Origin of the sequence: Nonomuraea marmarensis (genome assembly GCF_043197025.1) — a bacterium.
Lineage (GTDB): Bacteria > Actinomycetota > Actinomycetes > Streptosporangiales > Streptosporangiaceae > Nonomuraea > Nonomuraea marmarensis.
This window is the reverse complement of sequence record NZ_JBICRM010000023.1, coordinates 94,624-120,019: the sequence shown is the minus strand read 5'-3', so window position 1 is coordinate 120,019 and position 25,396 is coordinate 94,624. Positions and strand designations below refer to the sequence as shown.

The window sequence follows — 25,396 nt, the reverse complement described above, 5'->3', positions numbered from 1 at the left end:
GTTCAGTCGCGGACCTCAGGTTTTCCGCTGAAGGGGGCGACCGTGATCTTGTCGATCACCGGGGCGTACTGCGAGCGGAGGAGCACTCCCGGGAAGGTCTCCGACGCGTAGGTCGTGCCGTCGAAGTTCGGCAGCTCCTCGGCGGAGAACCGCACGGTGTTGTCTCCCTTCTTCAGCTTCACCGGGACGGTGAGCTCCCAGAAGTTGTTCTCGTGGAAGGTGTGCGGGAAGAAGACGCGCTGCGGAGCGGCGCCGTTCACGGTGAGGTCGGCGTGCCTGGCGAGCGGGTCGGGGTTGTAGTGCGTCGCGGCCGACTGCTCGGGGTTGGAGTAGCGGACGCGCATGGCGTACGTGCCGGTTTCGCCGGTCCGCACCCTGAACGTGAGCGTGTTGGCGTTCCCGGGGGTGCCGCCGACTCCGGTGACCGCGGCCTTGCCGCTGGCCAGGGAGAGCGGCGACGCCTTCGCCGTCCCGGCGAGCTGGGCCGCCTCGGCCTCGAGCACGGTGGCCGGCAGCGCGCCGGCGGCCGGCCGAACGTCGACCCGGTCGATGAGCGACGTGCCGGACTTGCCGGTGACCGTGACCTTGTTGATGCCGCCGGACAGTGACACCGCCACGGTGTTGGCGCCACGCCGGGCCTCCATCACCTCCAGGCCGTTGACGGCCACCGACGCCTTGCCGGAGCCGAGCGTCCTGAGGTTGAGGGTGGCCGCTACGTCCCGCGCGGAGTAGACCCAGAAGGTGGCCGACTGGCCGCGGCCGGCCGTGACGACACCGGAGCCCGAGGCGGGTTGGTCGGCGTAGGACGGGCGGGCCCCGTGGAGGTCGGCGAGTTCGGCCTCGTAGATCGAGGTCGCCGCCGCCGGGTTCGGCGACGAGAGCTGGATCCGGTCGACGATCGCGTCGCCCTTCGTGGCCTTGGTGCCGTCGAGGCTGCGCGCCGCCAGGGAGATGACGTGCTTGCCCGCGGTCAGCTCGACGCTCGTGTCCGCGTGGTCCCACACCACCCACTTGTAGCCGAGCGGCAGGAACAACTCCTGCTCAGCGCCGCCGTCGACGCGGACGAAGACGTTGGTCGGCCCCTGCTCGCGCACCTGGTCGAAGGTGTTGAGCGAGTTGGCGAAGACGCCGAGGTCGTAGCGGCCGGCCTGGGGGATGTCGACGGTGAAGTCGAGCACCCCGTCCGAGCCGGTGCGCAGCCCGCCCACGTCGTAGCGGCCGGAGGTGTAGAACTTCGACACGTCCGCCGGGGAGCCCTCGGGCCCGTTGCGGCTGTAGCCGGTGCCGGTGTACTTCGCGTCCTCGGCCTCGTACGACTGCTCCCAGAGCTGCGGCGCGTGCGACGCCGCGGTGCCCGAGCCGGTCGGGGTGAGCACGATCTCGTACGCCGACGACTCGTTTAGCTTGGCGAAGTCGAAGACCACGGTGCCGTCCTTGACGGCGAGGTCACGCTCGGCGACGATCTCCGGCTGCGCCGAGTCCCCGATCTGCCCCGTCCACGGGATCTCCCGTACCCAGGCGTGCACCTTGCCGGAGCTCGGGCCGAAGACCTTCGCGGGGACGTTCTCGAAGCGGATGTGACCGGCGGTGCCGGCGCCGCCGAAGATCGCACGTGCCTGCTTCTTGCCGGGGTCGAGCGTCGCGACGCCCTGCAGGGTGTAGTTCTGGCCCGGGTACGGCGGCGAGACCTGCACGGTGTGACCGGTCATGCTGCCGTAGGCGTTGAACAGCCACCACTGGCCGTTGCCCCGGTTGGCCTGGACGGCGGAGTCGGACAGGTTGCCGTCGATGTTCCAGTACGCGATGTCCGCGTCGATCTTCGACTCCTCGATGGCCGACACCCACTGGATCATCTGGCCGGGCACGGAGGTGTGGTAGTTGAAGGCGTACTCGTTGACGTTGACGGGCAGTTGCTTCCCGGCGTACTCGGTGCCCTGGAAGACCTCGGCCTCCATCTCGCGGTAGCGCTTGACGCTCGCGCGGACCTGCTCGGGGTGGCTGAGCTCGTGCCAGGTCATCACGTCGGGTACGGTGCCCGCCTCGATGACGTGCTCCAGATAGCCCTTCACCTGGGCGTACAGCACGCTGGTGTTGGGACCGGCGATCCGGGCCGCAGGCATCTTGCCCTTGATCAGCGCGTAGACGTCGTCCCACGCCTGGAAGTAGTCACGCGGGTCGCTGAGCCAGCTCACCCGGTTGTAGCTCCACTCGCCGGTGCCGAACATGTTGCCCTCGGGCTCGTTGAACGGAACGAAGACGATGTTGTCCTGATATTTCGGATCGAGCTGCAGGACCTGGTCCACCTGCTTGGCGATCTTCTGCTTGAACAGGTCGAGCTTCTCCTGCGGGGTGCTGCCCGGCCACTGGTACGGGAAGCCGCGGTGAATGTCGGTCATGTAGATGTACACGTCACCGTCGGTGCTGTCGGCCAGCGGCTTGACCACCTCCAAGGCGTCGGCACCCGGATGCTGCGGGCCGTCCTGGGCCTTGGTCGAGACGGTGCGCAGGCGCATCCCCTCGATCAGGTTGTTCGTCGGCACCCCCGGCCCGTAGAGGCCGTAAAGGGTGCCGGACGCGCCGCCGTGGAAGGGGCCGGTGTCCTTGCCGAGGTCGATGACGAGCTGGCCTTCGCGGATCACCGTGACGGTCGCGGTGACGGGCTTGCCGCCGGCCGAGCCGGTCACGGTGAAGGTCCCGAGGGTGGCGTAGTCCTCGGGGTCCACGGGTGCCCAGGCGATCGGCAGTTCGCGGTCGTAGCCGTCGGAGTAGGTGGCGCGGACCGTGGCCGGCAGGGACGGCGCCGTGCCGAGGGTGGTCCGGACGTCGAAGGTGTCCTGGGCCAGGCCCGTCGGGGCGGGAGGCGCGGTCCCCACCACGGCGGCCACCTGCTCGGCGGACAGCGCCTCGGCGTAGACGCGGAAGTCGTCGATCGCGCCGTCGAACAGCGGATCCTGGTAGAACGAGCGCCCGATGAAACCGGCGGAGGTCGTGGCGGCGTCGATCAGCTGCGCGGCGGTCACGGTGGTGGCCGCGGAGGCGACGGCGGCCCCGTCGAGGTAGGTGGTCATGCGCTTGGCGCTGGTGTCGAGGGTGACCGTCAGCGTCTTCCAGGCGTTGGCCGGCAACGCGGCCGAGCCCGTGACCTGGGCTTCGCCTCCGCCGCCGGAGGTGGTGATCGCCGTGCGCAGGCGCCCGTCGCCGTTGTAGGGGGTGGTGAAGAGGTAGCGGCCGGTGTCCTTGCCGAGCGCGTAGATCCACTGCCAGGGAGCGGTGGTGCCGTCCCATTTCACCCGCGCCGACACCGTCAGGTCGGTCCTGCCCTGGAGCACGGCGAGAGGCAGCCGTACGTAGGCGCCGTTGGAGTTCGCGGCCCCGCCGGGCAGGCTCAGGGCGTGGCCCCCGCCGGCGCCGTCGACGAGAGCCGCCGTGGAGCCGTTGACCAGCGTCCCGTTCAAGCCGTTGCCGGAGGAGTCGATGATGGAGCCGGTGGCGAGGTCGTCGGTGTCGAACTCGTAGACGAGTGCGGGAGCGGGCGGGTCGGCCGCCGCGGCGTCCGTGACCCCGGTGGTTAACGCGATGGTGAGAGCGGCCGGGAGGAATCCGGCTCGCACGGCCTTGGTGAGGCCCGTCAATGTCATCACGACTTCCCTAAGTGATGGTGCTGAAGGGGGAGTGCCGGTCCCGCTTCACCGGTGATGTGAGCGCTAACAAAATGCACGCCGGGACTCCGTTGACGGGCTTCGCCATGGAGGGATCCGGTGTCACGATTCGGCCAGGGAGTCGGGCGGCAGCGCAACGGGGGTTTCGCGTAGGTTACGTAGCCGTGCCGCGCGCGTCAATGCTCCGTCCTCGCGCCGGCGGCCGGCGACGCGGCGCATCCTCGCCGAGCCTGCGGTGATGCGCGTTTCCACTGTTTCCGGCATGTCACGATTCGATATCGCCCGCAACGTGCTCTTGACGTGAGCCGGCTCCTGGAGTGACATCGTAGAACCGGTTCGCCTGGAACGAAAGATCGCAGGCGGTCCGTCGCCTGCGGCTGTGCCGAGTCGTGGAGCGGCGTAAGCCCAGGATACGGCGTGCTTCGCCGGGCGATCCGGTAACCGATACAGGGAGTCGGCAGCGCAACAGGCGAACCGGTTCGATAACAGGAGGTGAGAGTGGCGACGATCGGAGACGTGGCCAGGGAGGCCGGGGTGAGTCGCAGCACGGCGTCCTACGCGCTGTCGGGCAAGCGGCCCATCTCGGAGGCGGTCCGCCGGCGCGTGCTGGCGGCGGCCGAGGAGCTCGCCTACACGCCGAACGCGGGTGCGCGCGCGCTGGCCACCTCCCAGACCAAGGTCCTGGCTCTGCTCGCGCAGTTCCACGAAGACGAGTTCGCGCCCGCGATGATGCAGTACATCCTCGGCGTCACGGACACCGCCCGTGACCTGGGGTACGACACGCTGCTGGTCACCGAGGCGGACGGCGCCCGGGCGCTGCGGCGGATCACCGATTCCCGGATGGTGGACGGCGTCGTTCTGATGAACATCGCGCAGGTCGACCCGAGGCTGCCCATCCTGCGCGCGGCGCCGCAACCGGGCGCCCTGGTCGGCCTGCCGGGCGACTGCTCGGGGCTCGACGTGTTCGACCTCGACTTCGAGGAGGCCGGAAGGGTCATGGTGGAGCACCTCCACCGGCTCGGCCACCGCGAGCTCATCCTGATCTCGCAGCCGGAACACGTGGTCGAGCGGGGTGGCGCCTACGTGTGGCGGCTGCGGGATGCCGCGCTGGAACGGGCCCGGCAACTCGGCGTCACGCTGCACGCGGTGTACGGCGAGTCCCGGCAGCCGGCCGTCGGGCGCCTGCTCAACGCCCTGCTCGACACCTACCCCGCGGCCACCGGCCTGCTGATCAACAACGAGGCGGCCGCTGCGGCGCTGCCCTCCGTCACCTACGAAAGAGGGCTGCGGGTGCCCGCGGACCTGTCGGTCATCGGGCGCTACTCCACCGAGTTCGCCGCCGCCTTCTCCCTGCCCTATTCGTTCATCGAGAGCGCACCCGACCGCCTCGGGTCCATGGCCGTACGCCAGCTCGTGCGCCGCGTCGAGTCGGCGGCGGCGCGGAGCGAGCCCTTCGTCGTGCGCTTCATCTCTCCCGAACTGGTGTCCCGGGAAAGCACCGCGCCCCCCGGCTAGGAACGGGCGACAGCCACCGTCCGACGACGCTCTGTGTGAGCGCTAACAATGGAAGAATCGGATGAACTCTTCGTCGATTTCCGCCAGGGCGGCGGTCTTCGGAACCGTCGTTCTCGCACTGTCCGCCTGCTCGTCCGCCCCCCAGAGCAGCGGCACCGCCACCGCCACCGGCAACACCTACACGTGGTGGGACCCGTACCCGCAACACGACGCGTCCTCCAGCTGGGCCAAGCGGGTCGGCTCCTGCGGGCAGCAGGCCGGCGTCACCATCGAGCGCACCGCCTACGACACGACCGCGCTGACCAACCAGGCGCTGCTCGCGGGCCAGGAGGGCAATGCGCCCGACGTCATCCTCCTCGACAACCCCGCCGTCTCGACCCTCGCGGACGCCGGGATGCTCACGTCGATGGACGAGTTCGGCCTGGACACGGCCAGGTTCGACAAGAACCTCATCGCCGCCGGGGAACTTGACGGCAAGACGTACGGCATCCCCATCGGCGCGAACACCCTCGCGCTGTACTACAACAAGAAGATCCTCGACGCAGCGGGCGTCGACCCGGACTCGATCAAGGACTGGGCCTCGCTCAACGCGGCGCTGAAGAAGGTCAAAGACGCGGGCAAGAAGCCGATCACCCTGTCGGCCATCGGCACCGAGGAGGGCTCGTTCCAGTTCCTGCCGTGGTTCTGGGGCGCCGGCGCCCAGCTCACCCAGCTCGACTCGCCGCAGGCCGTCGAAGCGCTCGATCTCTGGAACACGTGGGTCAAGGACGGCACCGCGCCCAACTCGGTCATCAGCAACTCGCAGAACACCACGTGGGAGGAGTTCCTCACGGGCGAGTTCGCCTTCGCCGAGAACGGCACCTGGCAGATCAACAGCGCCGCGAAGGCGGGCTTCCCCACGGGCATCGTGCAGATCCCGGCCAAGGACGGAGGGACCGCCCCCACGCCGACAGGCGGCGAGTTCATCACGGTCCCGGTGCAGAAGGACAGCCAGCGCTACAACGTTACCAAGAAGATCCTCGAATGCATGACGACGCCCGAGGGCCTGGTGGAGACCGGTACGACCTTCGCGTACTACATCCCGTCCACCGCCGAGGGACAGCAGGCGATCCTGGCGAAGGAGCCTGGGCTGAAGCCGTGGGTCGAGGCCGTCAAGTCGGCCAAGGGCCGGACGAGCGACAACCTGGGAACCGACTACCCGAAGATCTCCGAGGCTCTGTGGACCGGTGTGCAGAAGGCACTGAGCGGCGCGGCCACCCCGGCTGACGCGCTCAAGGCAGCACAGGCCCAGGCCAAGCAGGCGATCGGCGACTGAATCAGCCCGTCATGACATTCACCCGTACCGATGCGGTCGTGACCAGATCGGCGGTGGGCCTCGTCCGGGGGCGGCGCTCCCGGCAGTGGACGGCCTTCGCCTTCCTCGTGCCCCTCGTCGTCTACCTGGTCGTCTTCTACGCCTACCCGCTCTACCGCAACATCGAGCTCAGTGTGCATGACTACACGCCGCGCGCGTTCGTGCAGGGCGACCCGGAGTTCGCCGGGCTGGACAACTACCTGGACATCGTCTCCGACGACACCTTCCTGGCGGCCCTGCGCAACACGGCCCTGTTCACCCTGGTCTCCATCGCGCTCCAGTACGCTCTCGGCCTGGCCCTGGCGGTCTTCTTCCACCGCAACTTCCGCCTCTCGGCGGTGCTGCGTGCGATGTTCCTCGTGCCGTGGCTGCTGCCCCTGATCGTCTCCGCCTCCACCTGGTCGTGGATGCTGAACAGCGAGAACGGCATCGTCAACTCGGTCCTGGGGGCGTTCGGGATCGGCCAGATCAACTGGCTCACGTCCCCGGACACGTCGTTGATGTCCGTCACCATCGCCAACATCTGGCTCGGGATCCCGTTCAACCTGGTGATCCTCTACGCCGGGTTGCAGAACATCCCCGGCGACCTCTACGAGGCCGCCGGCCTGGACGGGGCGAACGCGTGGCAGCGGTTCTGGCGCATCACCTTCCCGCTGCTGCGCCCGGTGTCGGCGATCACGCTGCTGCTCGGCCTGATCTACACGCTCAAGGTCGTCGACATCATCTGGATCATGACCAGGGGAGGGCCGGCCGACGCGTCCACGACCCTCGCGATCTGGTCCTACCGGGAGGCGTTCGGCACGGGCCAGCCCGACTTCTCCCCGGCGGCGGCCGTCGGCAACCTGCTCATCCTCATCGCGTTCGCGGCCGGGCTCGTACACGTGCACCTGCAACGCAAGGAGGTCTCATGACCGGGCGCAGGGCCTGGTGGAAGACCGTGCTGGGCGTCGTCCTGGTCGGGCTGATGCTGTTTCCGGTCTACTGGATGTTCAACGTGTCGCTCACCAAGACGGGCGACATGCGGGCCGACCCGCCCCACTGGTTCCCCTGGAACCCGACGTTCGAGGGTTACACCTCGGCGCTCGGCCAGCAGTTGCCGGCCCTCGCCACCAGCCTCTTCATCGGCCTCGGCACCGTCGCGCTCACCCTGGTCGTGGCCCTGCCCGCGGGCTACTCGCTGGCGAAGCTGCGGCCGCGGGGCGCCGGCGGGATCGACTTTCTGCTGCTGGTCGCGCAGATGATTCCGGCCGTCGTCATGGCCATGGGCTTCTACGCGATCTACATCAGGCTCGGGATGCTGAACACCGTCTGGGGCCTGATCGTCGCCGACTCGACGCTGGCGGTGCCGTTCGGGGTGCTGCTCTTCCGGGCGTTCATGGCGAGCATCCCCAAGGAGCTTATGTCGGCGGCCGAGATCGACGGGGCGGGCGCCTGGCGTACGTTCCGGTCCATCATCCTGCCGCTGAGCCGCAACTCGGTGATCACGGTCTCGCTCTTCGCGTTCCTGTGGGCGTGGTCGGACTTCATCTTCGCCTCGACGCTCAACCGCAACAGCGACACGATCCCGATCACCCTTGGCATCTTCCGCTACATCGGCAACAACACCACGCAGTGGAATTCGATCATGGCGACCGCGGTGATCGCGTCCATCCCCGCAGCCTTCCTCCTCGTTCTCGCGCAGCGCTACATCGCCGCCGGGGTCACCGCCGGCGCCGTGAAGGACTGAGCATCATTCTCCGAAAGGCTCACGACATGACCGAAGGCCGCTCCGTCCCCGTGCTGCCGTCGTACGGACCGGTGCGTCCCCTCGGGCTCGGGCAGGTGTCCATCACGGGCGGATTCTGGGGCGGCCGCCAGGCCGTGAACGCCACGGCGACGTTGTCCCACTGCGAGACGTGGATGGAGCGGCTCGGCTGGCTCGCGAACTTCGACCGGGTCGCCGACGGCACGACCGCGCCCGACCGGCCCGGCTGGCCGTTCTCCGACTCGGAGGTCTACAAACTCCTGGAGGCCCTGGCCTGGGAGACGGGCCGTACCGGTGACGTGGAGGCGGAGTCCGCGATCAAGCGGCTCACCGCGCGCGTCGCCCGCGCGCAGGACCCCGACGGGTACCTCAACACCTGCTTTGGACACGGCGACCAGCCGCCGCGCTACAGCGATCTGGAAGGGGGGCATGAGCTCTACAACCTCGGCCACCTCCTGCAGGCGGCGGTGGCGCGGCTGCGCACCGCTGGAGAGGACGATCTGGTACGGATCGCGCGGCGGGCGGCGGACCACGTGTGCCGGACGTTCGGCGAGGACGGGATGCGCAAGATCTGCGGGCACCCGGAGATCGAGGTCGGCCTGGCCGAGTTCGGCCGGGCCCTGGGGGAGGACCGGTACGTCGAGCAGGCCCGTCTGTTCCTCGACCGCCGCGGGCGCGGGACGCTCCGGGACATCCCGCTGGGACGCGCCTACTTCCAGGACGACATCCCGATCCGGCAGGCCGGCGTCTGGCGCGGCCACGCCGTACGCGCGCTCTACCTCACCGCGGCGGCGGTGGACGTCGCCGTCGAACGCGGCGACGACGAGCTGCTGGGCGCGGTGGAACGGCAGTGGGAGCGCTCGGTCGCGCGCCGCACCTACATCACCGGCGGCATGGGCTCGCGCCACCAGGACGAGGGCTTCGGCGAGGACTGGGAGCTGCCACCGGACCGGGCCTACTGCGAGACCTGCGCCGGGGTCGCCTCGATCATGGTCTCCTGGCGCCTCCACCTGGCCACCGGCGACGTCCGCTACACCGACCTGATCGAGCGCACGCTCTACAACATCATCGCGACCTCCCCGAGCCCCGACGGCGCTGCGTTCTTCTACGCCAACCCCCTCCACCAGCGGGCGCCGGGCAAGCCGTCGGACGGGACCGAGGTCAGCCCACGCGCCGAGGCAGGCGTCCGGGCCGCCTGGTTCGACGTCTCCTGCTGCCCCACCAACGTCGCCCGCACCCTGGCCAGCCTCGAGGGCTACCTCGCCACGACCGACGACGACGGCCTCCAGATCCACCAGTACGCCCCCTGCGCCATCCGTACCGAACTGCCGGATGGCAGGCGAGTGGCCGTGGACGTCGAGACCGACTACCCCGAAACCGGAACGATCCGGGTCCGGATAGCGGCTGACGAGCCTTCGCCCTGGACCCTCTCGCTGCGGGTTCCCGCCTGGGCTGCCGGAGCATCGGTCATCGAGGACGGGGGGCGGGCGCGGCCGGTCGGCCCTGGCGTGCTCACGCTGCGGCGGGCCTTCCGAGCAGGTGAGGTCATCACCCTCGAACTGCCGATGCGGCCTCGCTTCACCTGGCCCGATCCCCGCATCGACGCCGTACGCGGATGCGTCGCCGTCGAGCGTGGGCCAGAGGTGCTGTGCGTCGAGTCCCGTGACCTTGACGGGCTCGACGCGCTGGTGATCGACCCCCTGCTCGGTCCGCAGCCGGATCCCGGCGGCGCGCGGGTCCGCGGTCGGCTGGCCGCGCCCGCCGGCGGACCATGGCCCTACGCCTCCGGCGCTCATCCCGTGGCGGACGGCGAGTGGTTCGACGTTACGTTGCGGCCCTACCACTCATGGGCTCAGCGCGGGTCGTCCAGCATGCGCGTGTGGTTGCCGTTCTCGGTGCGGTAGCCGCGGAAGGTGCGTCGCAGGTCGTCGATCCACTCGTCGGGGATCTCCCAGGGGATGAAGTGGCCGCCGTGGTCGTGGGCCTTGAGGTTGACGTGGTTGTACCAGGCGGCGCGGTCGCTGCCGAGGAAGTGCCGGACGCGCTGGTCGGTGCTGACGCCGGGCGGGTTCTCGTATCCCACGAAGGTGATGCCGGTGGGCGCCTCGATGGGTGGCTGCCGGTCGTGAGAGGGGGTCCAGGGGTAGCGGTTGTTGTTGGCGTAGGTGCGGATCGAGGTGCCGATCGAGTTGGTGACCCAGAAGATCATGGCGTGGGTCAGCAGGTCGTCCTTGGTGAAGACGGTCTCGATGTCGCCGCCGTGGTCGCTCCAGCTCATCCAGCGTTGGAGTATCCAGGCGAGCATCCCGGCGGGTGAGTCGGACAGCCCGTACGCCAGGGTGCTCGGGTCGAGGACATGCGCGGCGAGGTGCACGGCGAAGCGCTTCTCCAGCGCGACGATCTGGGCGTGGACGTCGGCGGGCAGGCCGTCAGGGATGGGCCGGCCGCCGCTGAGGTCCCAGGCCCGGTCCCCGTTGAACAGGGTGAGCTTCTGGCCGGAGCCGATGTGGATGGCGTACAACTCGTCCGCGTACTTGTGCCCGAGCTGGCCGGTGACCAGGGCTCCGACGTCGCAGCCTGCGGCGGCGTACCTGTCGTGGCCGAGGGTCTTGGTCATGAGGATGTGCCAGAGGTCGGCGACCTTCCAGAAGTTCATGTCCGGGTTGTTCGGCAGCGGCGTGGAGAACCCGAAGCCGGGGAAGGACGGAACGATCACGTCGAACGCCTCGGCGGGATCGCCGCCGTACGCGCCCGGGTCGGCCAGCGGGTCGATGACCTTGGACCAGTGCCAGAACGTCCACGGCCAACCGTGCGTGAGGATCAGGGGCGTCGGGTCGGGGCCGACTCCGGGCTTGCGCATGAAGTGCACAGGAACGCCCTCGACCTCGACCCGGTAGTGCTCGTAGGCGTTGATCGCGGCTTCGGCCTTGCGCCAGTCGAAGTCGGTGCGCCAGTAGTCCACGAGTTCGCGCAGGTAGGTGCGGTCGACGCCGTAGTACCGGTCCTCGTTGCCCGCATCGACCGGCCAGCGCGTGAGGTCGAGCCGCCGCTGAAGGTCGGCGAGCACGTCGTCGGGGACGTGGATCGGTGCCGGTCGCAACGTTTCCTGGCTCATCGTCGTCTCCTCGTCTCGTTTTCGTCCTCAGCGGTTCGTTGCCGATGGAGTTCGACCAGGCGGGCCAGGGCCGGCAGGGCGGTGGCGATGGCGGCCCGTTCGGCCGGTGTGAGGTGGCCGGCGAGCTCCGAAAGGTGGGCCACCCGCTCGGCGCGCCGTCCGTCCACGATCGCGGCGCCCTGCGGCGTGACGTGCACCAGGACCGCGCGGCCGCTGACAGGCAGCCGGTACGGGCGAGTACCTGAGGTTGACCTGGAGTGCACTCCAGCAGACAGGGTGTTCTCATGCACAACGCCATGAGAACGCGCACCATCGGAAGCCGCCACGTCGGGGTCATCGGGCTCGGCGCCATGCCCATGTCCGTGGCCGGGCACATGCCCGACGAGAGCCAGTCGATCCGTACGATTCTCGCGGCCCTGGACGCCGGCGTCACCCTGGTCGACACGGCCGACGCCTACACCCCTTCGCACCACGACGTCGGCCACAACGAGCGCCTGGTCGCCCGCGCCCTGTCCCTGTGGGCCGGCGACGCCGACACCGTGCTCGTCGCGACCAAGGGCGGCCACACCCGCACGCCCGGCGGCTGGGACGTCGACGGCAGCCCGTCGTACCTCAAGCAGGCCTGCGACCTTTCCCTGAAGGCCCTCGGCGTGCAGAGCATCGGCCTCTACCAGCACCACCGCCCCGATCCGGCGGTGCCGTACGAGGAGACCATGGGCGCTCTCAAGGACCTGCACGACGCCGGCAAGATCCAGATGGCGGGCATCTCGAACGCCAACCCGGAGCAGATCGGGCTCGCCCACGACATCCTCGGCGACCGCCTGGTGAGCGTCCAGAACGAGTACTCGCCGCGCTTCCGCTCCAGCGAGCCCGAGATCGACGTCTGCGCCGAGCTCGGCCTGGCCTTCCTGCCCTGGTCCCCACTCGGCGGCATCACCCGTCACGGGGAACTGGGCCGGCGGGGCGCCGCCTTCACCGAGATCGCCGAGGCGCACGGCGTCTCCCGCCAGCAGGTCTGCCTCGCCTGGGAACTCGCCCGCAGCCCCGTGGTCATCCCCATCCCCGGCGCCAGCCGCCCGGAGACCATCCTCGACTCGATCCGCGCCGCCACCCTGGAGCTCAGCAAGGAGGAGCTCGCCCGCCTCGGCTGACGCTGACAGGAGGAGCGCGTGGCGGGAGCGGTGCGGAAATCGTGCACGGTGAGGTCGGCCATAGGCGTGTCCGGGGGCCTAGACTCACCGCCCATGACCGACCTTGATGAGCAGGGCCGCCCGGAACCTCCCCTCGCGGCCGACGAGGCCGCCACCCTCCTGGGCTTCCTGGAGTACCAGCGCGCGACCCTGGCGTGGAAGTGCGCGGGGCTGGACGCGGCCGGGCTGAAGGCGACCGTCGGCGCCTCGTCGATGACCCTGGGCGGGATGCTCAAGCACCTGGCCCTGGTCGAGGACGCCTGGTTCTCCCAGTGGCTGCACGGGCGAGACCGGCAGCCCCTGTGGGACGCGGTGGACTGGAAGGCCGACCCCGACTGGGACTGGCACTCGGCCGCCGAGGACTCACCCGAGCAACTCCACGCGCTCTGGCAGGACGCCGTGGCCCGCTCGAACACCCTGATCGCGGAGGCGCTGGCCGACGGCGGCCTGGGGCAACCGGCCCGACGCGCCTGGCCCGACGGCCGGGCGTCCAGCCTGCGATGGATCCTGGTCCACATGATCGAGGAGTACGCACGGCACAACGGCCACGCCGATCTCCTGCGCGAGTCGGTGGACGGGCTGACCGGGGAGTAGCCGCCGGTGCCCTATGCCTGCTCCACGACCGAGTACGGGACCACGCCTGATCCGCCAGGTTCCCGATCTTCGGCCTTGGGCGGTGGCGGCTGGTCGACTATCGCCTCGATCGCCGCCCTCCGTCGCTCGATGCCCGCATCGTTGATGTTGATCCGCCGCCTGTTCCGGCTCTTCTCCTCGGCCACGATTGGCGAGCGTAGTGAGGAAGTCACCAACGGGGGGCAACGGCAACGTCCGCAATGGGTGTGGTGCTACCGGGTGACCGCCTGCGGTCCGTCGAGGTAGTAGACCTCCTCCCGGACGATCTGCCCGCCGGACACCGTGTAGAGCGACATCTTGGTGGTGCTCTTCCGTTGTCCGGTCGGCCGGTGGGTCTGGTCGAAGGTGAACTTGACGGCGAACCGGTCACCCGCCAGGAACGGTCCGTCGATGTCGACACGGTGAATGTCGTAGTCCGCGGTGAGCCGCTGAGCGTTCTCCATGATCGCTCGCAGGCCGCGCAGTTCCCCCGCACCCTCCAGGGGCGCCACGCGCACTACGGCTTCCGACATGAGCGGCATGGCCTCCTCCAGCGACCCCCGCCGGAACGCCCCGGCGTAGGCGTCGGCGACGTCCCGCGGGGTCCTGAAGTCGGCGGCGTGGTCGCGGGCCCACTCCCGGAACGTACGGGCGGGCCGGCCGGTCACCTCTTGCACGGTGGAGGTGACCGGCTCCGGCTCCTCCACGATGCGGGCCCAGTGGCCGAGCGCCTGGTCCACGAAGGCGGGCTCTCCCCAGGCGGCGATCATCTGCTCGCGGGCCTCCTCGTGTGGTTGCTCGTCGAAGCGCAGCGGCCGTCCTATCGCCTCGCCGATGGCGCGTACCTGCTCGGTCTGGGTGAGCACCTCCGGGCCCGTGAGCACGTACCGCCGGCCGGCGTGCCCGTCCTCGGTCAGCGCCCGCGCGGCGACGGCCGCGATGTCGGCCTCGTGGATCAGCGACCGGGCCGCGCCCGCGTACGGCGCCCGCACCACGCCCGCGCCGCGGATCTGGTCGGCCCAGCCCAGGGTGTTGGTGGCGAACCCACCGGCCCGCAGGAACGTCCACTGCACCCCGGAGCCTTCGATCAGGTGCTCGACCTCGCCCCACACCCCGTTCTCCGCCGGCTCGCGGTCGTCGCTCACGGAGAAGGCGGACAGGTAGACCACCCGGCGCGCGTGCTTGCCGATCGCGTCCACCACGGGTCCCGCTCCCTCCGCCGTGAAGAACGGCCACAGCAGGAACACCGACTCCACACCGTCCAGCGCCGCGTCGAGAGAGCCCGGATCGGTCAGGTCTCCGCCCACCACCTGCACGCCGTCCGGCAGGCCGGCGGAACGCGGCTCCCTGGTCAGCGCGCGCGGCGTCGCGCCGGCCTCGATCAGCATGGACACCAGCTGCCGGCCCACGTTGCCGGTCGCCCCGGTGACGAGGATCTTCTTGTGCTCGTTTCGCTCAGACATGCGACCATGCTCGAACTTAAACCAATGTTTAAGTCAAGCCCTAGGATCGAGGCGTGAGCACCGTCTCCTGGAAGACCAAGGAACTGACCATCGGGGAGCTGGCCGAACGCAGCGGCGTGCCCGCCTCGGCGCTGCGCTTCTACGAGCGTCAGGGACTCATCCGCAGCCGCCGTACCTCCGGAAACCAGCGCCGCTACCACCGGACCACGCTGCGCGTGGTCGCCTTCATCCGCGCCTCGCAGACCGTCGGCATCCCGCTGGCGGTGATCGGCGAGGTCCTCGCCTTCCTTCCGGAAGGCGCCACCCCGACCCCTGAGTTCTGGGTACGCGCGTCCGACTGCTGGCGCGAGGAGCTCAACGCCCGGATCGAACGGCTGGAGCGCATGCGTGACCTGTTCACCGAGTGCATCGGATGCGGCTGCCTGTCGTTCGAACAGTGCGGGCTGGTCAATCCCCGGGACCAGCTCGGCCAGAAGGGCGGCGGCCCGCACCGCCTCAACACCGGCCCCCCCACGCCTGGCTGAGCGGGACGGATCCCTGACAGGCTGTGACATCAGCCGTGCGGATGCGTCGCATTATGGTGCGCTCGGTGGTGAACATGCGCCCTCGGGTTCAGGTTTCGTCCTGCGTTCACCCTGTGGTTCGCGTGGTGGGAGGGCGCGTTCAAGCCGGAGGAATTGGGTCATTCCATCTGCTCCATCAGCAAAGGGTTCAAATGACTTCTCCTCTTTCCCGCCGTGACATGCTGCGTACCGGGGCCGTTAGCGGCCTCGGCATCGCCATCGTCGGCAGCATCGACGCGATCTCCGGACCGGCGCACGCGGAGGCCGTGCGGAACGGCGTCGCCCGTGCCGCGGGCTACGGGCCTGTCGTCGCGGACCCGAAGAAGGTGCTCGCGCTCCCCAAGGGCTTCTCGTACGAGATCGTCGCCCAGGCCGGTGTGACCAAGCTGGAGTCGGGTGAGCCGACGCCCGGCGACGCCGACGGCACCGGCTTCTTCCGCAGCTCCAGGGGCGGGGTTCTGGTCAACAACCACGAGATCGGCGGCGACGAGCAGTACGGCGTGCCCGCGCTGGAGGGCCTGACCTACGACGAGGGCGGCCGCGGCGGCACCACCAACATCGAGGTCGACCGCAACGGCAAGCGGATCAGCGAGTACGTCAGCCTGGCCGGCACCGTGCAGAACTGCGCGGGTGGCGTCACCCCGTGGGGCACCTGGCTGACCTGCGAGGAGACCGAGCAGAAGGCCGGCGGGGCGTTCAAGAAGGACCACGGGTACGTCTTCGAGGTCGACCCCTTCGACCGCGACGCCAACCAGAGCCCGGTCCCGCTGAAGTTCCTGGGCCGCTACGCGCACGAGGCCGTCGCGGTCAACCCGCGCAACTCCGAGATATACCTCACCGAGGACGCGGGCACCCCCAACGGGCTGTTCTTCCGCTGGACCCCGCCGCGGAACTTCCGGCCGGGCAAGGGCGCGCTGCGCAAGCTCGCGCTGGGCAAGGACGGCGACACCGCGGGCGAGTTCGAGGCGATGAGCTGCTACAAGGGCACCAAGCACATCGGCGACCTGTCCGAGGCCACCCAGCCGGGTACGAAGTACAAGGTCAAGTGGGTCGAGGTGCCCGACCGCGACGCCAAGAGCGTCTCGGTGCGCAAGCAGCTCGGCGACGACAAGGTGACCCGCAGCCGCAAGCTTGAGGGCCAGTGGTGGGCCGACGGCGGCGCGTACTTCGTCGCCAGCTTCGCCCGGCACGACGACGGCAGCACGAACGAGCACGACGGCCAGGTCTGGTTCTACGACCCCGAGTCGGAGACCGTGACCCTCAAGACGATCTTCGGCGTGAACCCGGACCCCGAGCAGGATACGAACTACGACGGCCCCGACAACATCACCGTCTCGCCGTACGGCGGGCTCATCCTGGCCGAGGACGGCGAGGGTGTCCAGCACCTGGTAGGTGTGTCCGAAAAGGGCAAGACCTACCCGATGGCCCGCAACGACCTGAACGGCAGCGAGTTCGCCGGAACGGTCTTCAGCGCTGACGGGAAGATCCTCTTCGCCAGCATCCAGACTCCCGGTTACACGTTCGCCATCACCGGCCCGTGGTCCAAGCACGACGACCACGGTCATGGTCGCGGCTGACCTCGCCGTACGCCCCGTCCCGCCTCATCGAGAGAGGCGGGGCGGGGCTTTTCCATGCGAACGCCACGACGTTGGCATATTGCCGCACTTATCCGAATTTCCCAGGAATTCCTGATTCTCCCGTAGTCGACGCCGCTTTTGCGGAGGCGTGGCATTGCATTCAGTTTTGTACTGGTCCTAACGGGCATCCCTATGCTGCATTCCCGAGACCGTAAGCCGGGTCGATGGATGTGCCGTATTGCCCGTTTTGAGGAATGTGCAAATGAGTGCTCGCATTGGGGTGAAGGAGAGCCCGACTCGTTACGGGACGGGCGTTCATCAGCTTGAACGGGCCGAAAGGCGGGTCACGCCCATCCTGGGCCCGGCGTTCGTAGCGGCCATCGCGTACGTGGATCCCGGAAATGTCGCCACCAACCTGACCGCGGGCGCGAGTTTCGGCTACCTGCTCGTATGGGTGGTCGTGCTGGCCAGCCTGGTGGCGATTCTCGTGCAGTTCCAGGCGGCGAAACTCGGCGTCGCCACCGGCCGGAGCCTGCCGCAGTTGTGCCGTGAGCGGTTCCCGCGGTGGGGTAATCGCATCTTGTGGCTCCAGGCCGAAGTGGTGGTGCTCGCCACGGATCTGGCGGAGTTCGTCGGGGCCGCGATCGGCCTGCGGCTGCTGTTCGGCATGCCCGTCGTGGTGTCGGCGGTGGTGACGGCCGTGGTGTCGTTGTCGCTGCTGGAGCTGCGACGGCGGGGGAGGACCCGCCCGTTCGAGCTGATGAGCGCCGCGGCCCTGCTGCTCGTGGGCGCGGGCGTCGGCTACGACATCCTCGTGGCAGGCCACCAGTCGGGGGCGGGTCTGGCCGCCGGGATGGTGCCCGCGTTCGACGGCGCCGAGTCGCTGGTCCTGGCCATGGGCATCGTCGGGGCCACGGTCATGCCGCACGCGGTCTACCTGCACTCCGCGCTGGTCCAGGGCCATGGGCTGCGCCCGGAGGCGGCCTGGCGGCAACCGGCCCTGGTACGCCGGGCCCTGCGGCTGGACTGCGTGCTCGCCCTCGGCGCCGCCACGGTGGTCAACGTCTCCATGATCGCTCTCGGGGCCGGGCTGGCCACGGCGACGAGCGGGGGATGGACCGGTGACCTGCTCGCCGCGCACGCCGAGCTGGCCAGCCGGATCGGCGGCGCGGCCGCCCTGGCGTTCGCCGTCGCGTTGTTGTCGTCGGGCGTCTCGTCCGCCGGGGTGGGCACGCTGGCCGGCGACGTCGTGATGCGCGGCTTCCTGGGGCGGAGGGTGCCGGTGCGGCTGCGCCGGATCATCACGATGACGCCGGCCGTGCTCGCGCTGACCTTCGGCGCCTCCCTGACCGACCTGCTGATCCTCAGCCAGGTGGTCATCTCGCTCGGAGTGCCCGTCGCGTTGTTCCTGCTCATCTCGATGTGCCGGGACCGCTCGCTGATGGGCCCGCTGGTCAACAACCGGCTGACCACGTCCATCGGCGGGGCGGCGGGCGCCGTGGTCGCGGTGCTCGGGTGCTGCCTGCCATTGACGTTGCTGTTCTGAAACCCGCGCGGAGCACGGAAGGAAGGCCAAGTTGGAGACCAGCGCAGCGGTCGAGGTTCCGATCTGCCTGGCGAGGACGCGTACCAAGTTGTGCGTGTTCGTCGTGCTGACCGTCGTCAGCGCCGTCCACGGCGGCTCCGCCTGGGCGACGCTCGCGCTGGCACTCACCTGTGTCGCGATCCCACTCGCGGTGGCCGCGCTAGGCGGCATCCACCTGGTTCGGGACCTGCTCTTCGGCCCGGCCGATCAAGAACACTAATGCGAAAGGAAATCGTACGATGATCTGGCGCACCCGCCGGCAGACGACACCACAACCGCGACGAAACGGCCAGGGCGGTGACGACACCGGGCCGCGCAACATCGAACTGGATCTGCAGAATCCGGACCTGCTCACACCGCCCATCACCGACTACGGCACCGTGCCGAACATGAAGTTCTCCTTCTCCATGGCCCACATGCGCATCGAGGAGGGCGGCTGGACGCGGGAGGTCACCGCGCGCGAGTTGCCCATCGCCACCACGCTGGCCGGCGTCGACATGAAGCTCAATCCCGGCGCCTACCGCGAGCTGCACTGGCACAAGGAGGCCGAATGGGCGTACGTGCTGGAGGGCAGTTGCCGGATCGGAGCCGTGGACCAGGACGGCCGCCGCTTCCTGGACGACGTGAGCAAGGGAGACCTGTGGTTCTTCCCCAAGGGCATCCCGCACTACATCCAGGCGCTGGAGGAGGGGGTGGAGTTCCTCCTGGTCTTCGACGACGGCAATTTCTCGGAGAACTCGACGTTCATGATGAGCGACTTCTTCGCGCACACCCCCAAGAGCGTGCTGGCCAAGAACTTCGGCTGGTCGATGCAGCAGATGGCGAACATGCCGGAACGCGAGAAGTACATCTTCAAAGGGCAGGTGCCGCCGCCCCTGGAGTCCGACCAGGTGGTGAGCCCGACCGCCGACGTGCCCCGCACGTTCAAGCACCGGATGCTGGCCCAGACCCCCGAACGGTTCCCGGGCGGATCGGTGCGGATCACCGACTCGACCAACTTCACCGCCGCCAACACGATCTGCGCCGCGCTGGTGGAGATCGACCCGGGCGGGCTGCGCGAGCTGCACTGGCACCCCACCGACGACGAGTGGCAGTACTACATCTCCGGTATGGGCCGCATGGGGGTGTTCGCCAGCTCCGGCGCCGCGCGTACCTTCGACTTCCGCGCCGGTGACGTCGGCTACGTGCCCTTCGCCTACGGGCACTACGTCGAGAACCTCGGCAAGGAGCCGCTGGTGTTCCTGGAGATGTTCCGCAACCCGCGGTTCGAGGACATCTCCGCGACCCAGTGGATGGCCAACACCCCGCCGCAGGTCAGCGCCGACACTCTGAACGTTCCGCGATCGATGATCGAGGCACTGCCGAAGGACAAGCGGCCCGTCGTGCGATGACGGAGACGCCACGGGCCGCTGCCTCAAGCCTTCAGGACAGCAGCCCTGTGGCGTACATGAGGATCATCCCGGCGAGGATGCCGGCGATGCCGCGCGGATGCAGCACGCGCCCGCCGCGATCGCGCATCGACGGGACGAGCTGGACGATCACCTGTGCTATCGCGCCGACGCCCAATCCGAGCATCAGCGCTCCGAGCGCGGGCTGGACGGCGGCGGCGCCGAGCCAGGCGCCCAGGATCGCGGGCCCGCCGGCGATCAGCCCGAGCACGAGCAACGGTCCCGGGCGGACGCGATATCGGGAGATCGGGGCGACGATGGCCAGGCCCTCGGTGGTGTTGTGCACGGCGAAGCCGATGACGAGCGTCGCGCCGAGGGCCAGCGCGCCCACGGCGTAGGCCGAGCCGATCGCCAGCCCCTCGCCGAGATTGTGCAGGCCGATGCCGACCGCGACGAGCAGCGTCAGGCGGTGGTCGCCGACCGCGCCGGGGCGCGCCGCCAGCCAGGCGTTCACGCCTGACAGCAGCAGGTACGCGGCGACGGCCCCGAACAACACCAGCCCGCCCCCGCCGAGCGCACCCGCGCATCACCGTGTCGGTGTGCACGACGTGCCGGTCGGATACCAGTCGAAGAAGTTGCCGTGGATGTGGAAGGAGTTGACCAGATCGTATTCCAGCACGTTGACGAGATAGATCCGGACGAGTTCACCCAGGTTTACTTTTACCGGCTCGGCCATATAGGCGAAGGGAATGGTGTTCACGGCGTACAGCTCGTTCGCGCGGTCGAAATTCGTGTCGAAACCGTTCATGACCATCACGAGTTCGTCCGCGGCGGGCCGGTTGATCACTTCCGCGGCCCAGCGCGGGCGGCTAGATCATCGACATCGCCCGAGCCGACCGCGCCTCGACGAGGCGCACCGGATCGTGATGCTGCTCCTGGAGGTCGTGCCCTCCGGCAGCCACCTGGCGCTGACCCACGCGACCTTCGATCTCGGGGGCGCGGCGGCCGCTCGGGCCAATGCGCAGGCCACCCCCTTCGGCGAACCGGCCGAGGTCTCCGGCTATTGCGGTGTCGGGCGAAAGCCCTGACACACATATCTCCATAGCCACAGAATTCCCTCGCGGCACAAAATGGTGTGGAATATGGTGTCTACGCTGATTGACGTGGCAGGACTTCTCGGGTCAGATCGTGGCAATCTGCCGGTTGAGGAGCATGGATGCCGAAAGCTCACGGTATGAGTCACCTGGCCGAGAATTCCGATGAGGACTCGCGACCGGCGGGGCCGACTGCGCTGCGGATCCTGGTCGGAGCGCAGCTGCGCCGGCTGCGCGAGGCGCGCGGGATCACCCGGGAGGCCGCGGGGCAGGCGATCCGCGGCTCGCACTCCAAGATCAGCCGCCTGGAGCTGGGCCGGAGCGGTTTCAAGCTGCGCGACGTGATCGACCTGCTGACGCTGTACGGCGCGGCCGAGGACGAGCGCTCAGCCGTGCTCCTGCTGGCCGAACAGGCCAACGCTCCAGGCTGGTGGCAGAGTTACCGTGACGTGGTGCCCGACTGGTTCGAGGCGTATATCGGGCTGGAGCAGGGCGCGGCGCTGATCCGTACCTATGAGGTGCAACTCGTCCCAGGGCTGCTGCAGACCGAGGACTACGCCCGCGCGGTCATCACCCAAGGATCCACAAGCGACTCGAGCGAGCAGATCGAGCGCCGGGTCGAGGTGCGGATGCGCCGCCAGCGGATCCTGACCTCTTCCACCCCGCGCAGGCTCTGGGTGGTGATGGATGAGGCGGCGCTGCATCGTCAGGTCGGCGGCAGCGCTCTGATGCGGGCTCAGCTGGAGCACCTCCAGCGCATGGCCGAACTGCCGCACATCACCCTTCAGGTGCTGCCCTTCCTGGCCGGGGGACATGTCGGCGACATCGGCCCCATCACCATCCTCCGCTTCGCCGAGCCGGAGCTCGATGACGTGGTCTATCTCGAACAACTCGCCAGCGCACAGTACTTCAGCCGGGCCTCAGAGGTTCCGCCGTACCAGCATCTGCTGAACGACCTCGGCCTCCGCGCGCACCCCGCCCCCGCGACGGCGGCGATCCTGCGCCGGATCATCGCCAGGCTGTAAGAATCAGGCCGGGGGGAGGCGCAGGACGAACCGCGCGCCGTGGGGGCTGTCCTCGATCTTGAGGGTGCCGTCGTGCGCCTCGGCGATCTGGCGGGCGATCGGCAGGCCCAGCCCGGTGCCGCCGGCATCCCTGTCGCGGGCGGTGTCCAGCCGGGCGAACCGCTGGAAGACCAGCTCGCGCTTGTCCGGATCGATGCCGGGCCCGTCGTCGATCACCTCCAGCATTGCGATTCCCTTCGGGAAACGGTGCAGGTCACGCTTGCCGCTGGGCGAATGCCGTACGTAGAAGGTGATCGTGGTGGTGGCGTGCCGCTCGGCGTTGTCGATCAGGTTGGCGAGGAGGCGTGACAACCGTGATCGGTCACCGTTCACCACCACTCCGGGCTCCAGCGAGTATTCGAACCTCTTGTTCCCATCGAGGCGCCTGTCGCACTCCGTGGTCACGAGGGCGGCCAGGTCGATCGGCGCGCGTTCGACCGTCCATACCTGGTCCAGCCGGGCGATGGTCAGCAGGTCGCCGACGATCGCCTCGAGCCGATCCAGGCTGCCCAGAATGGCGTTGCCCACTTGGGGCACGCTGGTCTCCTCAGGTGCTTGCAGAGCGTCCTCGACCTCAGCGCGTATCGCGGCAATGGGACTGCGCAGTTCATGGGAGGCGTCGGAGGTGAAATTGCGCTGCTGTTGCATCGCGGCCTGCAGCCGGGACAACGTCTGATTGACGCTGTCAGCCAGATCGTGGATCTCGTCCTGGCTCGAGGGAAGGGGTACCCGCCGATGGGGGCACGTCTCGTTGATCTTGTCGAGCTCCGCGCGGATGGCGGCCACCGGCCTGAGGCAGGACGCGGTGACGATCCGATGACCGAGGCTGGTAATGGCCAGGGCCAAGACCGCCGCGATGCCGCCCACCGTCGCGGCCAGCCACGGATCGACGTACGGAGGGACCGTGGGGGAGGCGCTGTAGACGATCCAGTCCTGTCCCCTCTTGTGAGCCGACTGCGCGACCACGATGTTGCACTGGCCGGAGGGGAAGACCCCGCCGCAGACGACGGACTTGGCGATGTTCCTGTGGTCGGGGGTGAAATCAGCCATGATCGGCTTGCCCTGGAGCTGCGGCGTCGCGGCGGCGACCACGCCCCGAGGGTCGACAACCTGCAGGTTGCGGTCCCTGTGCTGGGCAAGGGGAGGGGTGAGCTGGTCATGCTCCACCTCGTGGGCCACCCGGCCTCCGGCCGCGACGATCTCATCGGTGAGAGAGCCCGTGGCGTACCGATGGAACGTGATCATGACCGCTATGGCCAGGAGCGCCGACAGCAGGGTCGCCACCACTGCGGTGAACAGCGTGATACGGGTTGTGATCGACATACGGCGCCAGGCATTCATGTTGCAGTCCCCCCGCCAGTCGAACACAGGGGCGGTAGCGGTCTGTGAACGGGACGGGCGGGTGTTGGCATGTGTCGCGCCAAGACCTCGTCAAATGCTCGCACCTCATGATCGCCGATCGGTGGCCGGCTATCGGCGATGAGGAGATTCACCCAAGGCCGGTCATGACGGTCCCATGGCTGAGCGGCCGTGGAGAAGGTGGCGGGTGAACCAGTCGCGGGCCAGTTCGGCCACCCGTTCCAGGGCGCCCGGCTCCTCGAACAGGTGGGTGGCGCCCGGCACGATCTCCAGGTGGCTCTCGCCCGCCAGTTGCCGTTGTGCGGCACGGTTCAGTTCGAGCACCTGTTCGTCGCGCTGCCCCACGATGAGCAGGGTCGGAGCGGTGACGGCGGCCAGGCGCGGTCCGGCCAGGTCCGGCCGTCCGCCACGGGAGACCACGGCGGCGACGTCGGCCTCCCGGTCGGAGGCCGCCCACAGCGCCGCCGCCGCGCCCGTGCTGGCGCCGAAATAGCCCAGGTACGCCGCGGGCGCCTGCTTGCGCAGCCACTCGGTGACCTGCCGTAGCCGTTCGGCGAGCAACTCGATGTCGAAGACGTTGCGCCGATCGGTCTCCTCGGTGGCGGTCAGCAGATCGAACAGCAGCGTGCCCAGGCCCGCCTGGTTGAGGACCTCGGCGACATAGCGGTTACGCGGGCTGTGGCGGCTGCTGCCGCTGCCGTGCACGAACGCCACGATCCCGTCGCACTCGCTCGGGAGCACCAGAGTGCCCGGAAGCTGCGCGACCCCCGCCGGCACCTGCACTTCCTCCACCCTGTACGGCGCCCCGGCGGCCGCTTCGTCCCCCCGATGCGGTGCCTCGGTGGCACGGCGTAGCAGGTCGGCGACCTGTTCGTCATCGACCTGGCGGAAATCCTCGTACCACATGCCGATGCCGCCGAGGTCCGCGGGCGTGTCCAGGCAGATCACCTCGTCGGCGTCGGCGCGGAGCCGTTCGGCCGCGTCCGGCGGGCACACCGGCGTGGCCAGCACGATTCGGGCGGCCCCTTGGGCGCGGGCGACCTGGCACGCCGCCCGGGCGGTCGATCCGGTGGCGATCCCGTCGTCCACGATGACCGCGGTCCTGCCGGTCAGCGGGACTTTCGATCGCCCGGCTCGGATCTGCTCGGCGCGGCGCTGGAGCACCGCGCTCTCGCGCTCCTCCACCCGTGCCATGTCCTCGTCACTCACGTGGGCGAGCCGGATGATGTCCGGGTTGATGACGCGTACGCCCTCCTCGCCGATGGCTCCGAACCCCAGCTCAGGCTGGATCGGCACGCCGAGCTTGCGGACCAGGATGACATCCAGCGACGCCCCCAGCGCCTGAGCCACTTCGAAGGCGACCACCACCCCGCCACGCGGCAGTCCGAGGACCACGATGTCCTGATCACGCAGGTGCTGGAGCCGTACGGACAGGCGACGTCCCGCGTCTGTGCGGTCGGTGAACATCTCCGATCACCTCCCATCGGTGCAAAGCCCCTTCACACGCCTTTACAAAACCCCTGCCCAGAGGTCCGAGAACCCAACATCAGGCTCTCCTGATGTTCGAATGCGGCTGCTCTACCTGGGTAGTTGATTTGGTGGGACGGGAAGGTCCCGTCACCGCAACGGGGAGGTGATGTCATCGATGACCCGCGAAATGGAGCGGCATCCCGACATCATCCGCATGCGTGAGAGGTACGAGGTAGCCGCGGCCAATCCGGCCGTTCAACTGGCGGAGGGGCTGACCCTGCTGGCCGGGCTGTTCCTGGCGCTGTCGCCGTGGATCATGGGATTCACCAACGTCGGGTCGCTGACCATGAACAACCTGATCACGGGGATCACCGTGGCGCTGCTGGCGCTGGGCTTCAGCTCGGCTTACGGCCGCACCCACGGAATCGCCTGGACCGCACCGCTGATCGGCGTGTGGACCATCGTGGCCCCATGGCTGATCCGGGGAGGAGCCGACAGCACACGGACGATCGTGACCAACGTGATCGTCGGCGCGATCATCACCATCCTCGGCCTCGTCGCCATGGCCATGAGCATGACAAGAGGGAGATGAGAGATCAGATCCCGGGCCGGAGAACCTCCGGCCCGGCCGTCGTCCTCGTACG

The 25,396-nt window shown here is 68.9% G+C and carries 24 protein-coding genes; 15 read left to right on the top strand and 9 right to left on the bottom strand.

The genetic code is table 11. From position 1 onward, the window contains the following. Positions 1-2: 2 nt before the first annotated feature. On the bottom strand, positions 3-3,638 hold the full coding sequence (locus ACFLIM_RS31975) for a LamG-like jellyroll fold domain-containing protein (RefSeq protein WP_393171834.1): 3,636 nt from the start codon (positions 3,636-3,638) through the stop codon (positions 3-5). 519 nt (positions 3,639-4,157) lie between these two features. Here ACFLIM_RS31975 and ACFLIM_RS31970 point away from each other — a divergent pair. The 5 genes from ACFLIM_RS31970 (at position 4,158) to ACFLIM_RS31950 (ending at position 10,176) form a co-directional block, all read left to right on the top strand. Further along, complete coding sequence (locus ACFLIM_RS31970) at positions 4,158-5,174, top strand: LacI family DNA-binding transcriptional regulator (protein WP_393171832.1); 1,017 nt, start codon at positions 4,158-4,160, stop codon at positions 5,172-5,174. Positions 5,175-5,235: 61 nt separating this feature from the next. Further along, on the top strand, positions 5,236-6,489 hold the full coding sequence (locus tag ACFLIM_RS31965; protein ID WP_393171831.1) for a sugar ABC transporter substrate-binding protein: 1,254 nt from the start codon (positions 5,236-5,238) through the stop codon (positions 6,487-6,489). A gap of 11 nt (positions 6,490-6,500) precedes the next feature. Further along, positions 6,501-7,439 carry a carbohydrate ABC transporter permease gene (locus ACFLIM_RS31960; RefSeq protein ID WP_393171829.1) on the top strand — a complete coding sequence of 313 codons (939 nt, stop codon included), beginning with the start codon at positions 6,501-6,503 and terminating at the stop codon, positions 7,437-7,439. Next, positions 7,436-8,254 carry a carbohydrate ABC transporter permease gene (locus tag ACFLIM_RS31955; protein WP_393171827.1) on the top strand — a complete coding sequence of 273 codons (819 nt, stop codon included), beginning with the start codon at positions 7,436-7,438 and terminating at the stop codon, positions 8,252-8,254. Before ACFLIM_RS31960 ends, ACFLIM_RS31955 begins: the two co-directional genes overlap by 4 nt. Before the next feature lie 26 nt (positions 8,255-8,280). Beyond that, the gene (locus tag ACFLIM_RS31950) at positions 8,281-10,176 is read left to right on the top strand and encodes a glycoside hydrolase family 127 protein (protein WP_393171825.1); all 1,896 of its coding nucleotides are present in this window, start codon (positions 8,281-8,283) and stop codon (positions 10,174-10,176) included. Here the strand turns inward: ACFLIM_RS31950 and ACFLIM_RS31945 are convergent. Both ACFLIM_RS31945 and ACFLIM_RS31940 read right to left on the bottom strand, forming a co-directional pair. Beyond that, on the bottom strand, positions 10,125-11,387 hold the full coding sequence (locus ACFLIM_RS31945; RefSeq protein ID WP_393171823.1) for an epoxide hydrolase family protein: 1,263 nt from the start codon (positions 11,385-11,387) through the stop codon (positions 10,125-10,127). The two genes, ACFLIM_RS31950 and ACFLIM_RS31945, sit on opposite strands and share 52 nt — an antisense overlap. Beyond that, a complete protein-coding gene (locus tag ACFLIM_RS31940; RefSeq protein ID WP_393171821.1) occupies positions 11,384-11,677 on the bottom strand; it encodes a hypothetical protein in 294 nt (97 codons plus the stop codon). The genes ACFLIM_RS31945 and ACFLIM_RS31940 overlap by 4 nt, the downstream gene beginning before the upstream one ends. A gap of 6 nt (positions 11,678-11,683) precedes the next feature. On the opposite strand from ACFLIM_RS31940, the gene ACFLIM_RS31935 reads away from it, so the two are divergent. Further along, positions 11,684-12,538, top strand: coding sequence for an aldo/keto reductase (locus ACFLIM_RS31935; protein WP_393171819.1), 855 nt, complete (start codon positions 11,684-11,686; stop codon positions 12,536-12,538). A gap of 93 nt (positions 12,539-12,631) precedes the next feature. Continuing rightward, positions 12,632-13,171 carry a DinB family protein gene (locus tag ACFLIM_RS31930; RefSeq protein WP_393171817.1) on the top strand — a complete coding sequence of 180 codons (540 nt, stop codon included), beginning with the start codon at positions 12,632-12,634 and terminating at the stop codon, positions 13,169-13,171. Positions 13,172-13,182: 11 nt separating this feature from the next. On the opposite strand, the gene ACFLIM_RS31925 is transcribed toward ACFLIM_RS31930, so the two are convergent. Then, positions 13,183-13,356 (bottom strand): hypothetical protein, encoded by a 174-nt coding sequence (locus ACFLIM_RS31925; RefSeq protein WP_393171815.1) that lies wholly within the window; start codon positions 13,354-13,356, stop codon positions 13,183-13,185. A 66-nt stretch (positions 13,357-13,422) separates the two neighbouring features. Beyond that, entirely contained in the window at positions 13,423-14,652 is a 1,230-nt protein-coding gene (locus ACFLIM_RS31920; RefSeq protein ID WP_393171813.1) for an NmrA family NAD(P)-binding protein, read from the bottom strand. A 53-nt stretch (positions 14,653-14,705) separates the two neighbouring features. On the opposite strand from ACFLIM_RS31920, the gene soxR reads away from it, so the two are divergent. From soxR to ACFLIM_RS31895, 5 genes are all read left to right on the top strand, one after another. Beyond that, positions 14,706-15,176 (top strand): redox-sensitive transcriptional activator SoxR, encoded by a 471-nt coding sequence (soxR, locus tag ACFLIM_RS31915; RefSeq protein WP_393171811.1) that lies wholly within the window; start codon positions 14,706-14,708, stop codon positions 15,174-15,176. 191 nt (positions 15,177-15,367) lie between these two features. Next, on the top strand, positions 15,368-16,792 hold the full coding sequence (locus ACFLIM_RS31910) for an alkaline phosphatase PhoX (protein ID WP_393171809.1): 1,425 nt from the start codon (positions 15,368-15,370) through the stop codon (positions 16,790-16,792). A gap of 262 nt (positions 16,793-17,054) precedes the next feature. Next, positions 17,055-18,338 (top strand): Nramp family divalent metal transporter, encoded by a 1,284-nt coding sequence (locus ACFLIM_RS31905; RefSeq protein ID WP_393171808.1) that lies wholly within the window; start codon positions 17,055-17,057, stop codon positions 18,336-18,338. A gap of 31 nt (positions 18,339-18,369) precedes the next feature. Beyond that, positions 18,370-18,597, top strand: a complete 228-nt coding sequence (locus ACFLIM_RS31900; RefSeq protein WP_393171806.1) for a hypothetical protein — start codon at positions 18,370-18,372, stop codon at positions 18,595-18,597. A 19-nt stretch (positions 18,598-18,616) separates the two neighbouring features. Then, a complete protein-coding gene (locus ACFLIM_RS31895) occupies positions 18,617-19,768 on the top strand; it encodes an oxalate decarboxylase family bicupin (protein WP_393171804.1) in 1,152 nt (383 codons plus the stop codon). A gap of 31 nt (positions 19,769-19,799) precedes the next feature. Here ACFLIM_RS31895 and ACFLIM_RS31890 read toward each other — a convergent pair whose 3' ends face one another. Both ACFLIM_RS31890 and ACFLIM_RS31885 read right to left on the bottom strand, forming a co-directional pair. Then, entirely contained in the window at positions 19,800-20,321 is a 522-nt protein-coding gene (locus ACFLIM_RS31890; RefSeq protein ID WP_393171802.1) for a ZIP family metal transporter, read from the bottom strand. 30 nt (positions 20,322-20,351) lie between these two features. Next, complete coding sequence (locus ACFLIM_RS31885) at positions 20,352-20,573, bottom strand: multicopper oxidase domain-containing protein (RefSeq protein WP_393171800.1); 222 nt, start codon at positions 20,571-20,573, stop codon at positions 20,352-20,354. Between ACFLIM_RS31885 and ACFLIM_RS31880 the strand changes: the two genes are divergently transcribed. Together ACFLIM_RS31880 and ACFLIM_RS31875 are read left to right on the top strand one after the other, a co-directional pair. After that, the gene (locus ACFLIM_RS31880; RefSeq protein ID WP_393171798.1) at positions 20,572-20,853 is read left to right on the top strand and encodes a hypothetical protein; all 282 of its coding nucleotides are present in this window, start codon (positions 20,572-20,574) and stop codon (positions 20,851-20,853) included. The two genes, ACFLIM_RS31885 and ACFLIM_RS31880, sit on opposite strands and share 2 nt — an antisense overlap. A 128-nt stretch (positions 20,854-20,981) precedes the next feature. Then, positions 20,982-21,884, top strand: a complete 903-nt coding sequence (locus tag ACFLIM_RS31875) for a helix-turn-helix domain-containing protein (RefSeq protein WP_393171796.1) — start codon at positions 20,982-20,984, stop codon at positions 21,882-21,884. 3 nt (positions 21,885-21,887) lie between these two features. Here ACFLIM_RS31875 and ACFLIM_RS31870 read toward each other — a convergent pair whose 3' ends face one another. Both ACFLIM_RS31870 and ACFLIM_RS31865 read right to left on the bottom strand, forming a co-directional pair. After that, positions 21,888-23,246 (bottom strand): sensor histidine kinase, encoded by a 1,359-nt coding sequence (locus ACFLIM_RS31870; RefSeq protein WP_393171795.1) that lies wholly within the window; start codon positions 23,244-23,246, stop codon positions 21,888-21,890. Positions 23,247-23,426: 180 nt separating this feature from the next. Then, entirely contained in the window at positions 23,427-24,749 is a 1,323-nt protein-coding gene (locus ACFLIM_RS31865) for an alpha/beta family hydrolase (RefSeq protein WP_393171793.1), read from the bottom strand. A gap of 178 nt (positions 24,750-24,927) precedes the next feature. Between ACFLIM_RS31865 and ACFLIM_RS31860 the strand changes: the two genes are divergently transcribed. Then, positions 24,928-25,344, top strand: a complete 417-nt coding sequence (locus ACFLIM_RS31860; RefSeq protein WP_393171791.1) for an SPW repeat protein — start codon at positions 24,928-24,930, stop codon at positions 25,342-25,344. Positions 25,345-25,396 lie beyond the last annotated feature (52 nt).

What these genes read in the sequence shown, in the direction of transcription:
- ACFLIM_RS31975 (WP_393171834.1), bottom strand. Translation starts at nt 3,638, where the DNA reads ATGACATTGACGGGCCTCACCAAGGCCGTGCGAGCCGGATTCCTCCCG.
- ACFLIM_RS31965 (WP_393171831.1), top strand. Translation starts at nt 5,236, where the DNA reads ATGAACTCTTCGTCGATTTCCGCCAGGGCGGCGGTCTTCGGAACCGTC.
- ACFLIM_RS31960 (WP_393171829.1), top strand. Translation starts at nt 6,501, where the DNA reads ATGACATTCACCCGTACCGATGCGGTCGTGACCAGATCGGCGGTGGGC.
- ACFLIM_RS31955 (WP_393171827.1), top strand. Translation starts at nt 7,436, where the DNA reads ATGACCGGGCGCAGGGCCTGGTGGAAGACCGTGCTGGGCGTCGTCCTG.
- ACFLIM_RS31950 (WP_393171825.1), top strand. Translation starts at nt 8,281, where the DNA reads ATGACCGAAGGCCGCTCCGTCCCCGTGCTGCCGTCGTACGGACCGGTG.
- ACFLIM_RS31945 (WP_393171823.1), bottom strand. Translation starts at nt 11,387, where the DNA reads ATGAGCCAGGAAACGTTGCGACCGGCACCGATCCACGTCCCCGACGAC.
- ACFLIM_RS31935 (WP_393171819.1), top strand. Translation starts at nt 11,684, where the DNA reads ATGAGAACGCGCACCATCGGAAGCCGCCACGTCGGGGTCATCGGGCTC.
- ACFLIM_RS31930 (WP_393171817.1), top strand. Translation starts at nt 12,632, where the DNA reads ATGACCGACCTTGATGAGCAGGGCCGCCCGGAACCTCCCCTCGCGGCC.
- ACFLIM_RS31920 (WP_393171813.1), bottom strand. Translation starts at nt 14,652, where the DNA reads ATGTCTGAGCGAAACGAGCACAAGAAGATCCTCGTCACCGGGGCGACC.
- ACFLIM_RS31910 (WP_393171809.1), top strand. Translation starts at nt 15,368, where the DNA reads ATGACTTCTCCTCTTTCCCGCCGTGACATGCTGCGTACCGGGGCCGTT.
- ACFLIM_RS31905 (WP_393171808.1), top strand. Translation starts at nt 17,055, where the DNA reads ATGAGTGCTCGCATTGGGGTGAAGGAGAGCCCGACTCGTTACGGGACG.
- ACFLIM_RS31895 (WP_393171804.1), top strand. Translation starts at nt 18,617, where the DNA reads ATGATCTGGCGCACCCGCCGGCAGACGACACCACAACCGCGACGAAAC.
- ACFLIM_RS31880 (WP_393171798.1), top strand. Translation starts at nt 20,572, where the DNA reads ATGACCATCACGAGTTCGTCCGCGGCGGGCCGGTTGATCACTTCCGCG.
- ACFLIM_RS31885 (WP_393171800.1), bottom strand. Translation starts at nt 20,573, where the DNA reads ATGAACGGTTTCGACACGAATTTCGACCGCGCGAACGAGCTGTACGCC.
- ACFLIM_RS31875 (WP_393171796.1), top strand. Translation starts at nt 20,982, where the DNA reads ATGCCGAAAGCTCACGGTATGAGTCACCTGGCCGAGAATTCCGATGAG.
- ACFLIM_RS31870 (WP_393171795.1), bottom strand. Translation starts at nt 23,246, where the DNA reads ATGTCGATCACAACCCGTATCACGCTGTTCACCGCAGTGGTGGCGACC.
- ACFLIM_RS31865 (WP_393171793.1), bottom strand. Translation starts at nt 24,749, where the DNA reads ATGTTCACCGACCGCACAGACGCGGGACGTCGCCTGTCCGTACGGCTC.
- ACFLIM_RS31860 (WP_393171791.1), top strand. Translation starts at nt 24,928, where the DNA reads ATGACCCGCGAAATGGAGCGGCATCCCGACATCATCCGCATGCGTGAG.